The following is a 10,429-nucleotide window of genomic DNA, read 5'->3' on the forward strand; positions in this document are numbered from 1 at the left end:
AGCCTCGGTGAGATCGAGCTGCCCGTCCTCGAACTTCGCCGGGTGAATTCGCCGGGCTCGGCCGCGCGGACATCCGCGAAGCTGGACAATCTCACGATCAGTGCCGCGAGCACGGCCCGGCTGCCATGGATGTGGAGTTCAGCAACGTCTTCGCCAGTCGCACTGTGCGGCGCCGGAAACCACAGCGCCAAACCGTCATCGATCGGCTGCTGATCAGCGCCACGTAGTACCGCCCGCTTGGCAAAGCGCGGCGCCGGCAATGATCCGATCAACGCGATCAGCACCTCGCCGGCGCGCGGCCCCGAGATCCGCACCACCGCGATCGCCGACGGCAGCGGCCCAGTGGCGAGTGCAAAGATCGTCTGATCGCGCGGATGCATGGCGCTGTCTTTGCCGAGCCGTCTTGTCGAACGCAAACAAAAAGGGCGCCGCAATGGGCGCCCTTTCGCTGATCGGCAAGAAGCCGGATCAAGTGTTCATCGAGTCGAAGAACTCGGAATTGCTCTTGGTGTTGCGCAGCTTGTCGAGCAGGAAGTCGATCGCATCCATGGTGCCCATCGGGTTCAGGATGCGGCGCAGCACGTACATCTTCTTCAGCACCTGCGGATCGGTAATCAGCTCTTCCTTGCGGGTGCCGGAGCGCGAGATGTCGATCGCCGGGAAGGTGCGCTTGTCCGAGACCTTGCGGTCGAGGATCAGTTCGCTGTTACCCGTGCCCTTGAACTCTTCAAAGATCACTTCGTCCATGCGCGAGCCGGTGTCGACCAACGCAGTGGCGATGATGGTCAGCGAGCCGCCCTCTTCGATGTTACGCGCAGCGCCGAAGAATCGCTTGGGCCGCTGCAGCGCATTGGCATCGACGCCGCCGGTCAGCACCTTGCCGGAGGACGGCACCACCGTGTTGTAGGCGCGGCCCAGGCGTGTGATCGAGTCGAGCAGGATGACGACGTCGCGGCCGTGTTCGACCAGGCGCTTGGCCTTCTCGATCACCATCTCGGCGACCTGGACGTGGCGCACCGCCGGCTCGTCGAAGGTCGAGGAGATCACCTCGCCCTTCACCGAACGCTGCATGTCGGTGACTTCTTCGGGCCGCTCGTCGATCAGCAACACGATCAGATAGCACTCGGGATGGTTGGCGGTAATCGAGTGTGCGATGTTCTGCATCAGCACCGTCTTGCCGGTGCGCGGCGGCGCCACGATAAGGGCGCGCTGGCCTTTGCCGATCGGCGCCACGATGTCGATGACGCGGGCCGACAGATCCTTGCGGGTCGGATCGTCGATCTCGAGCCGGAAGCGCTCGTCCGGAAACAGCGGCGTCAGATTGTCGAAATTGACCTTGTGCTTGGACTTCTCGGGATCCTCGAAGTTCAGCGTGTTGACCTTGAGCAGCGCGAAATAGCGTTCGCCTTCCTTCGGGCTGCGGATGTGGCCCTCGATAGTGTCGCCGGTGCGCAGGCCGAAGCGGCGAATCTGCGACGGCGAGACATAGATGTCGTCCGGGCCCGGCAGGTAGTTGGCGTCCGGCGAGCGCAGAAAGCCGAAGCCGTCGGACAACACCTCGACGACGCCTTCGCCGATGATGTCGGTTTCGCGCGCCGACAGCTGCTTCAAGCAGGCGAACATCAGCTCCTGCTTGCGCATCGTCGATGCGTTCTCAACCCCCAGCTCTTCGGCGAACGACACGAGTTCGCCCGGCGTCTTGGCCTTGAGGTCTTGTAGTTTCATTTCCCGCATGGGGGTCGTCCTGTGGAAGTCGAAGAGAGAGGGGGATTGGGAGACGGAAGACAGCGCGGCCTAGAAACAACAGAAGGTCCGCGGGTCTTCGAGTCGACGCCGTCTTGAGCAAGGAAGGTGCAGAGAGGCTTCAACCCGATGCGGCGGCCGGTTCAATCAGACCGGATCGCAACCACATTCGCCTGCTTTAGGTGGGACACGACGACTATAGAAAATCGCCGGACGCTTCGCAAGCTGCTCGCTTGGGCTCCGTCGCTGCTTTTCCTTGCACTAAAACGGCTTGACGACCACGAAGATGACCGCGCCGATCATCAAAATAGTCGGTATCTCATTGATAATTCGATAGAATTTATGCGTGTGCCGGTTCTTGTCTGCGGCGAAATCGCGCACGTAACGGCCCAGCATGACGTGGATGATGGTCATCAGCACGACGGCCGCCAGTTTGAGATGAAACCAGGGCACGGCAAAGTAGGACTGCTGCCAGGCGATCGTCAGACCAGCGACCCAGGCCACCATCATGGCCGGGTTCATAATCGCCCGATACAGCCGGCGCTCCATCACCTTGAAGGTCTCGGACTGCACCGATCCGACCTCGGCCGAGCAGTGATACACGAACAGCCGCGGCATGTAGAGCATGCCGGCCATCCAGGAGATCACGGCGATGACGTGCAGCGCCTTCACCCAAGGGTAGACGTAGACCCACTCGAACATACGCGTATTCCATCGCTGCGCCGGACGAGGATCGCGTAAGGAACCGTTCACCAGCCTCGTGCATTGATCGAATGAGCCAGAACGGACTTTTCCGCAAGCGCCCCTTCTCTAAACAATATTTATAGATTCTTAAGGTTTGAGTCTAAGTGGCCGTGGATTGAGGCGATTCAATTCGCTTCTCCGATTATCCCCGTGCGACTCACATTTGCACAGGCACGCTCTCGATTCCTCCAGATCGGACTACAGTCGCTGTGCCACCGCGGCTTGCTTGCGATACCGGCCGCATTATCAAGAGACAAATCCACACGATCCCGCTAACCTCACTCCTACTCCCGCGATGCCTTCCTCACCCGAGGCCTGTGAAGAAAAAACCGGGTTATCCCGACCACAGCGCCGCCGGGGCTGCGATCAGGCGGCGCTCGCCCCGCTGTTCACAGGATACACAGGGTCATGATGCTGACCGAAGGCAGCTATTTTCACCTTCATCTGGTCTCCGACTCGACCGGTGAAACGCTGATTACGGTGTCCCGCGCGGTGGCGGCGCAATACGCCAATGTCAGCCCGGTCGAGCACGTCTATCCGCTGGTGCGCAGCCAGAAGCAGCTCGACCGCGTGCTGCAGGAGATCGAGGAATCGCCTGGCATCGTGCTGTTCACGCTGCTCGAGAGTGAACTCGTGTCGCGGCTCGAGGCCGAGTGCCAGGAGATCAACTGCCCGAGTCTGTCGATCATCGGCCCGGTGATGCAGCTGTTCGAGGCCTATCTCGGTGCTTCCACCACCGGCCGCGTCGGCGCCCAGCACACGCTCAACGCCGAATATTTCCAGCGCATCGACGCGCTGAATTATTCGATGATGCATGACGACGGCCAGCACACCGAAGGCCTCGAAGAGGCCGACGTCGTTCTGGTCGGCGTCTCGCGCACGTCCAAGACGCCGACGTCGATCTATCTGGCCAATCGCGGCATCCGCACCGCCAATGTCCCGCTGGTCCCCGGCATTCCGATTCCGTCCGAGTTGGAAACGCTGAGTAAGCCGCTGGTCGTTAGCCTGCATGCTTCGCCGGAGCGGCTGATTCAGGTTCGGCAGAATCGCCTTCTGAGTCTCGGCGCCGGCAATGGCAACGACACCTATGTGGACCGGCAGTCGGTGACCGACGAGGTACTGATGGCGCGCAAGCTCAGCGCCAAATACGGCTGGGCGCTGCTCGACGTCACTCGCCGTTCGATCGAAGAGACCGCGGCCGCGATCATGAAACTCCTCGCCGATCGACAGCGTCAGAGGACAGCGGAATGACGCTGTGGCTCGGGCCGCAGCCACTGGTGCTGGCGTCGCAAAGCAGCGCGCGCCAGGCCGTGCTCGGTGCGGCCGGTATTCCGTTCGAGGCGATTCCCGCCGATATCGACGAGCGCGGCATTGCCAAAGCCTCTGGCCTGGTCGCGCCTGGCGAAATCGCCGCGCTTCTGGCACGCGAAAAAGCCATTGCGGTATCGAATCATCATCCGGGCCGGCTCGTGCTCGGCGCCGACCAGACGCTGGCGCTCGGCGCCCGTGGCTTCAACAAGCCCGCTGGCCGCGACGAGGCCGCCAAACAATTGCGCGAACTCGCCGGTCGCCGCCACGAGCTGCATTCGGCTGTCGCTCTGGCGCGCAACGGCGTCGCTGTATTTTCAGATGTGTCGATTGCCCGCATGACGATGCGGCCGCTGTCGGATGCGGAGATCTCGGCATACCTCGATGAAGCCGGCGACAAGGTGACGTCGAGTGTCGGCGCCTATCAGGTGGAGGGGCTGGGCGTGCATCTGTTCGCCGGCATTCATGGCGATCACTTCACTATTCTGGGCCTGCCGCTGTTGCCCTTGCTCGAATTTCTGCGTAGCCAGAAACTTCTGGCCTTCTAGGCCGGCAATGTCGTCAGCGAGGCGCGCGCGATGCTGATACTTGGGCTCACCGGCTCGATCGGGATGGGAAAATCCACCACCGCGAAGCTGTTCGCCGAGGCCGGCGTGCCGGTCTACGACGCCGATGCCACGGTGCATAAAGTCTATGAAGGCGAAGCTGTCCCGGTGATCGAAGCGGCGTTTCCGGGCACGACGCGGGAGGGCAAAGTCGATCGCGGTCTGCTATCGGCCAAGGTCGTGCACGATCCTGCTGCGATGAAGCGGCTCGAGGGCATCGTGCACCCGATGCTGCGTGCGCATCAGCAGCGCTTTCTCGAAGATGCGGAAAGCTCGGGCGCACCGGTCGCGGTCGTCGATGTGCCGCTGCTGTTCGAAACCGGCGGCGAAACGCGGGTCGACGCGGTGGTCGTCGTCACGACCTCGCCCGAGGCTCAGCGCGAACGCATCCTGGCGCGCGACAACATGACGGCCGAGAAGCTCGACGCTATTCTGGCGCGGCAGATGCCCGATGCCGAAAAGCGCAAGCGCGCTGATTTCCTGGTGGATACGTCATTCGGGCTCGACCCGGTGCGGCTGCGGATCCGGGAAATCCTCGATGCGGCTGCTAAGATGCCGCAGCGGCGGCAATGATTCGGCCGGCGCCAGTCATGATGGTGGCCTCGATCCAAGATGCGTGAAATCGTTCTCGATACCGAAACCACCGGCCTCGATCCGCTGCGCGGCGATCGGCTGGTCGAAATCGGCTGTATCGAGATCTTCAACCGGATGCCGACCGGCCTGACGTTTCACCGCTACATCAATCCCGAGCGTGACATGCCGGCGGAGGCCTTCGCGGTCCACGGCCTGTCGACGGAATTTCTCGCCGACAAGCCGTTGTTCGCTCAGGTGGCCGACGAGTTTCTGGAGTTCATCGGCGATGCGCCGCTGGTGATCCACAACGCGTCGTTCGACATCGGCTTCATCAATGCCGAGCTGGCGCGGCTGCCGCGCACCGCGATCGCGCGCGAGCGGCTGGTCGACACGCTGCTGCTGGCGCGCCGCAAACATCCGGGCGTGTCGAACCGGCTCGACGATCTGTGCTCGCGCTACGCCATCGACAATTCGCGCCGCACCAAGCACGGCGCGTTGCTCGACGCCGAACTTTTGGCCGAAGTCTATATCGACCTGATCGGGGCCCGGCAGTCGCAACTCATCCTGGCTGACGTGCCGGTCGAGCGGGCAGGCCAGATCGGTGACACGCCGCGCCGCCAGCGGCCCTCGCCGCTCGCCGCTCGCGTCAGCGAGATCGATCTCGAAGCCCACCGCGCCTTCATCGCCACCATGGGCGATAAGGCGATCTGGAAAGAGTACGCGTCCGGCGAGTGATCGGCAGCAATATCCCCACGCCGTCATGCCCGGGCTCGTCCCGGGCATCCACGTCTTGCTGTATCAATGGCTTTAAAAGCGTGGATGGCCGGGACAAGCCCGGCCACGACGTAGAGAAAATTGAACTCGGCGAATTCGCAGAGAGATGTAGCCCTCAGCTCGGCTGGCCCTGCTGGGCGCGCTCGAGGTTCTGGCGATACAGGCCAACGAAATCGACCGGATCGAGCATCAGCGGCGGGAAGCCGCCGTCGCGAACCGCGCTCGCGATGATCTCGCGGGCGAACGGGAACAGCAGCCGCGGGCATTCGATCATGACCAGCGGGTGCAGGTTTTCTTCCGGCACGTTGAGGATGCGGAACACGCCCGCATAGGCCAGCTCGAAGCTGAACATCACGGTGCTGCCGGATTCGGCCTTGCCTTCGATCGACAGCGTCACTTCGTATTCGGTGTCCGACAGCTTGTTGGCACCGACATTGATCTGAATGTTGATCGCCGGCTGCTGCTGCTGGGGTGCCAGCGAGCCCGGCGCGTTCGGGTTCTCGAACGACAGGTCCTTGGTGTACTGCGCCAGCACGTTGAGTTGCGGGGGAGCTCCGCCCTCTGGCGGCGCGCCGTTACCGTTGGTCATCGATATGTCTCCTGGAGCTTTGGTCAGGACGCGCGGCCGGCCTCGGCCCTCTGGACCTCGGGCCCTCTCGCGCAGGGCAGGAACAATGTTCGGGCGTGGCTATCATAGCCGCCGGGCCGTCCACAAGGTCGACGCTCGGCGCACACGGGGCTCTTTTAGAGGTTCCTTAATCACAGCCCGTCAAGGCAAGGCGCCGACACCGGCCAAGGCTTCGGTTCCCAGTTGGGCCCGAAGGGCGTACAATCCCGGCCCCGTTGGGCCCAAAGACCAGCTTCGGGTTTGCCGATTCGCCAAGCTGTGCCAAAACGCGGCATTGGCGCGGCCGGCTTCGTGACTAAATGGATAGAGGCTGGCCTTGCGCGCCGATACTCGCCTCATCGCAGCGGCGAAGCTCGCGCAGGCCGGGTCGGCCCCGATCAGAAAGTGAATGCGACGTGGATATTTACACCATCATCTTCCTGGCGCTTGCGGTGTTCATCTTCCTGCGTCTGCGCAATGTGCTCGGCCAACGCACCGGCAGCGAACGCCCGCCGTTCGATCGGGCGACCGCGCGTGACATGGTGCCCGGCAAGCAGGACACCAACGTGGTGTCGATGCCGGGCAGCGTCATCGATCAGGCGCCCGTCGGTCCGACCGCCGACGTACTGCCGCCCTCGGATCGCTGGAAGGGCATCGCCGAGCCGAACTCGCCGCTCGAGCATGGCCTCAACGCGATCCTGCAGCAGGACTCGTCTTTCGACGCGCAGCATTTCGTCGCCGGCGCCAAGAGCGCTTACGAGATGATCGTGCTCGCCTTCGCTAATGGCGACCGCCGCGCGTTGCGCGATCTGTTGTCGAACGAGGTCTATGACAGCTTCGACGCGGCCATCAAGGAACGCGAGAAGAACGAGTACAAGACCGAGACTCGCTTCGTTGCCATCGAGAAGGCCGAGCTGATCGGCGCCGAGGTGCGCGAACGCTCGGCGCAGATCACGTTGCGTTTCGTCTCCCAGATGATCTCGGTGACGCGCGACAAGACCGGCGCCATCGTCGACGGCACGCCCGACAAGGTCGCCGATATCACCGACGTCTGGACCTTCGCGCGCGATGTCGGCTCGCGCGATCCGAACTGGAAGCTGGTTGGCACCGGCAGCGGCCAGTAGCGCAAAGCGCGCTCGGCTCCGCACGGCCGCGCGCTGCGCGGCCGTTATCGTCTTGGTTGGAAGTAGTCTGGCTGTGCCTCACGAAGCCGCGCAGGCGCGGCACCGCCACAATCATTTCCACGGTGCTTGGCACCACGTCGCCCGTCATCGCCATCTTCACCCCGAATGGCCGCTGCAGATCCCCGGCGCTCAATATCTGCCGATGAACTTCAGCGACGTCATCGGCTGGGATGCCGACGACCTGCTGGCTGCCTTCAAGACGTTTCGTGGCTCCTGCCGCGCCGTGTTTGCCCAGGACGACACCGCCAAGCCGATCGGTCTGTCGTTGCGCGAACCGTGCCGTGCCGCGCGTGTCGATCACATCGCCGATACGGCAGCAGCCCGGGCGTTTTTCCAACGTCACTTCGTGGCGCTGCAGATCTCAAAACTCGGCGACGCCGATGGCTTCGTCACTGGTTACTACGAACCGGTGATCGAAGGCTCGACGGTTCGCACCGATCAGTTCACCGTTTCGGTCTATCGCCGTCCGTCCAATCTGTTCGTCCGCGGCTACAAACAGGACGATCCGCTGCCGAACGGCGGCGCGGTCTATCGCAAGATCGGCCGGCGCAAACTTGTGCCATACTACGATCGCGCCCAGATCGAAGACGGCGCCATTGCGGGCCGCGGCCTGGAGATTTGCTGGCTGGCGAGCCAGACCGATCTGCTGTTCGCGCAGATCCAGGGATCGGCTCGCGTCAAGCTCGCCGGCGGTGGCGTCATCCGACTCAATTACGATGCGCACAACGGCTTTCCCTATACGCCGGTGGGCCGCATCCTGATCGAGCGCGGTCTCGTCCCCAAAGAGCAGATGTCGATGCAGCGAATCCGCGACTGGATGGAGGCCAATCCGGACGGCGCCAACGAACTGCGCCGCGCCAACCGGTCCTACGTGTTCTTTCGCAAGCTCAATTTGAAGGAAGACGATGAGGCGGTGGGTGCACAGGGCGTGCCGCTCACGCCGAATCGCTCGATCGCCGTCGACAAGAACCTGCATGCCTACGGCACGCCGTTCTTCATCGCCGGCGAGCTGCCGATCGAGGCGCCGCAGGCCAAGACTCCGTTTCATCAACTGATGATCGCGCAGGACACCGGCTCGGCGATCGTCGGGCCGGCCCGGGCGGATTTGTACTTCGGTGCCGGACCGGAAGCCGGCGCCATCGCCGGACGCATCCGGCAGCCGGCGCGGTTCTGGATGCTGCTGCCGGTGGGGCTCGATCCGGTGGCGCGCGGCCGCACGCTGCCGCTGCCCGAATCGCGGCCGCAGCAGACCAGCGCCGGGAAGCCGAAAGCGCAGCCGTCGCATCGCGGCCGCGCCCGGCATCACCATCATCATCGGCACCGCTGACGGCATGAAACGCCTGTTCCCACCGGCCGAACCCCCGATGTCGCGCCGCCGCCGTCCCTTGGGCGAGGACGAGCGCGCGCTGTGGGAGAGCGTGGCCAAGCAGGTCAAACCGCTGCGCGGACGACCTCGCGTAAAGCTGGTCGCTGCCGAAGCCGTGCCCGACCCGGGTGTGCCGTCGCCCACGCCGCAGCCGCCGATCCGCGCGACCAAAAGCGTCGTCAAGCCGGCCGCGAAGAGCGTGGCGAAGCCGGCGACGCCCCTTGGGCCGCCACCTTTGGCGACGCTGGGCCGGCGCGAGCGTTCGCATCTGTCGCGCGGTCGCAAGCAGATCGACGCACGCATCGATCTGCACGGCATGACCCAGGCGCGTGCGCATCACGCACTGCTGCATTTCCTGCAACGCGCCAGTCACGACGGGCTCAGCTTCGTGCTGGTGATCACCGGCAAGGGTGCGAGCGGCGACTCCGAGCGCGGCGTGCTACGCCGTCAGGTGCCGCATTGGCTCGGCCTGCCGGAGTTCCGCGCCTACGTGGTCGGCTTCGACCAGGCTCACCTCGGCCATGGCGGCGAAGGTGCGTTGTATGTTCGGGTCCGTCGCGCAAGGATCTGAGCCGCAGCCGGGCTTTCTCGACTATACGATAAGGTGGGAGCGATCGTGGCCGATCGCTGTTGTTCAAAAGGCTCCGGCAAGCCCCCTCGACGCCGCGACGCAGGAAACTTCAAGGATGCAGCAGCCCGATAATAAGTTCTTCATCCTGCTGATGGTGGTGGTGACCGCCCTTCTCGGCTGGCTGCTGTACCCGCTGTATGGCGCGGTGTTGTGGGGCACGGTGATCGCCATCCTGTTCGCGCCGCTGAACCGCGTGCTTCGCCGCGACCTTGAAGGCCGCCGCAATCTGGCGGCACTGGCGACGTTGTTGTTGATCGTCATGTTGGTGATCCTGCCGCTGACACTGATCGGTCTGGCGCTGGCGCAGCAGGCCGCCAGCTTCTACGGACGGGTCGAATCCGGCCAGATCGACATCAGCGGCTATTTCCAGACCATCGTGGCGCATCGTCCCGACTGGATCGACGACGCGCTGACGCAAGTCGGCATCGGCAGTATTTCCGAGCTGCCGAGCCGTCTGTCGAGCACTCTGACTCAGGGCGGCCAGTATCTCGCCGGCAAGGCGATTGGCATCGGCCAGAGCACCGTCGACTTCACCGTCAACCTGTTCGTGATGGTGTATCTGTTGTTCTTCCTGCTGCGCGACGGCGACCGGATCGCCGCCAAGATCCGCCGCGCACTGCCGCTGCCGGAAGAGCAGGAGAACAGACTGCTCGGCAAGTTCACCGTGGTGATCCGCGCCACCGTCAAGGGCAACATGCTGATCGCTCTGATCCAGGGCGGACTCGGCGGCGTGATCTTCTACATCCTCGGCATTTCCGGCGCGCTGCTGTGGGGCGTGGTGATGGCCTTCATGTCGCTGCTGCCCGCGGTGGGCGCCGGCATCGTCTGGCTCCCCGTCGCGATCTATCTGATCGCCACCGGATCGATCTGGCAGGGCGTCGTGCTGATCGCATT

At 63.7% G+C, this 10,429-nt stretch carries 11 protein-coding genes and 1 pseudogene; 8 read left to right on the forward strand and 4 right to left on the reverse strand.

Annotation, left to right across the window (positions count from 1 at the left end):
- From I5M_RS25370 to hemJ, 3 genes and pseudogenes are all read right to left on the reverse strand, one after another.
- A pseudogene (locus tag I5M_RS25370) lies at positions 1 to 380 on the reverse strand (tRNA uridine-5-carboxymethylaminomethyl(34) synthesis GTPase MnmE); the annotation flags it as partial.
- 88 nt (positions 381 to 468) lie between these two features.
- Positions 469 to 1,734 carry a transcription termination factor Rho gene (gene rho / locus I5M_RS25375; protein ID WP_022723960.1) on the reverse strand — a complete coding sequence of 422 codons (1,266 nt, stop codon included), beginning with the start codon at positions 1,732 to 1,734 and terminating at the stop codon, positions 469 to 471.
- A gap of 270 nt (positions 1,735 to 2,004) precedes the next feature.
- Entirely contained in the window at positions 2,005 to 2,445 is a 441-nt protein-coding gene (gene hemJ / locus I5M_RS25380) for a protoporphyrinogen oxidase HemJ (RefSeq protein ID WP_022723961.1), read from the reverse strand.
- A 453-nt stretch (positions 2,446 to 2,898) separates the two neighbouring features.
- Here hemJ and I5M_RS25385 point away from each other — a divergent pair, with 453 nt between their 5' ends.
- The 4 genes from I5M_RS25385 to dnaQ are packed head-to-tail and all read left to right on the forward strand — an operon-like array spanning position 2,899 to position 5,708.
- Positions 2,899 to 3,738, forward strand: a complete 840-nt coding sequence (locus I5M_RS25385; RefSeq protein ID WP_031337561.1) for a pyruvate, water dikinase regulatory protein — start codon at positions 2,899 to 2,901, stop codon at positions 3,736 to 3,738.
- Positions 3,735 to 4,343 carry a nucleoside triphosphate pyrophosphatase gene (locus I5M_RS25390; protein WP_022723963.1) on the forward strand — a complete coding sequence of 203 codons (609 nt, stop codon included), beginning with the start codon at positions 3,735 to 3,737 and terminating at the stop codon, positions 4,341 to 4,343. The genes I5M_RS25385 and I5M_RS25390 overlap by 4 nt, the downstream gene beginning before the upstream one ends.
- Before the next feature lie 30 nt (positions 4,344 to 4,373).
- Entirely contained in the window at positions 4,374 to 4,973 is a 600-nt protein-coding gene (gene coaE, locus I5M_RS25395; protein ID WP_022723964.1) for a dephospho-CoA kinase, read from the forward strand.
- A gap of 39 nt (positions 4,974 to 5,012) precedes the next feature.
- The gene (gene dnaQ, locus I5M_RS25400; RefSeq protein WP_022723965.1) at positions 5,013 to 5,708 is read left to right on the forward strand and encodes a DNA polymerase III subunit epsilon; all 696 of its coding nucleotides are present in this window, start codon (positions 5,013 to 5,015) and stop codon (positions 5,706 to 5,708) included.
- A gap of 154 nt (positions 5,709 to 5,862) precedes the next feature.
- Here dnaQ and secB read toward each other — a convergent pair whose 3' ends face one another.
- A complete protein-coding gene (secB, locus tag I5M_RS25405; protein WP_022723966.1) occupies positions 5,863 to 6,336 on the reverse strand; it encodes a protein-export chaperone SecB in 474 nt (157 codons plus the stop codon).
- A gap of 434 nt (positions 6,337 to 6,770) precedes the next feature.
- On the opposite strand from secB, the gene I5M_RS25410 reads away from it, so the two are divergent.
- From I5M_RS25410 to I5M_RS25425, 4 genes are all read left to right on the forward strand, one after another.
- Entirely contained in the window at positions 6,771 to 7,478 is a 708-nt protein-coding gene (locus tag I5M_RS25410) for a Tim44/TimA family putative adaptor protein (protein WP_022723967.1), read from the forward strand.
- Between the two features lie 52 nt (positions 7,479 to 7,530).
- On the forward strand, positions 7,531 to 8,865 hold the full coding sequence (locus tag I5M_RS25415; protein ID WP_040771896.1) for an MltA domain-containing protein: 1,335 nt from the start codon (positions 7,531 to 7,533) through the stop codon (positions 8,863 to 8,865).
- A 4-nt stretch (positions 8,866 to 8,869) separates the two neighbouring features.
- A complete protein-coding gene (locus I5M_RS25420; protein WP_022723969.1) occupies positions 8,870 to 9,475 on the forward strand; it encodes a Smr/MutS family protein in 606 nt (201 codons plus the stop codon).
- Positions 9,476 to 9,590: 115 nt separating this feature from the next.
- A partial coding sequence (locus I5M_RS25425) for an AI-2E family transporter (protein WP_022723970.1) occupies positions 9,591 to 10,429 on the forward strand: 839 nt, incomplete at its 3' end.

It is taken from the genome of Rhodopseudomonas sp. B29, assembly GCF_000333455.1.
In the GTDB taxonomy this organism is placed as follows: Bacteria; Pseudomonadota; Alphaproteobacteria; order Rhizobiales; family Xanthobacteraceae; genus Rhodopseudomonas.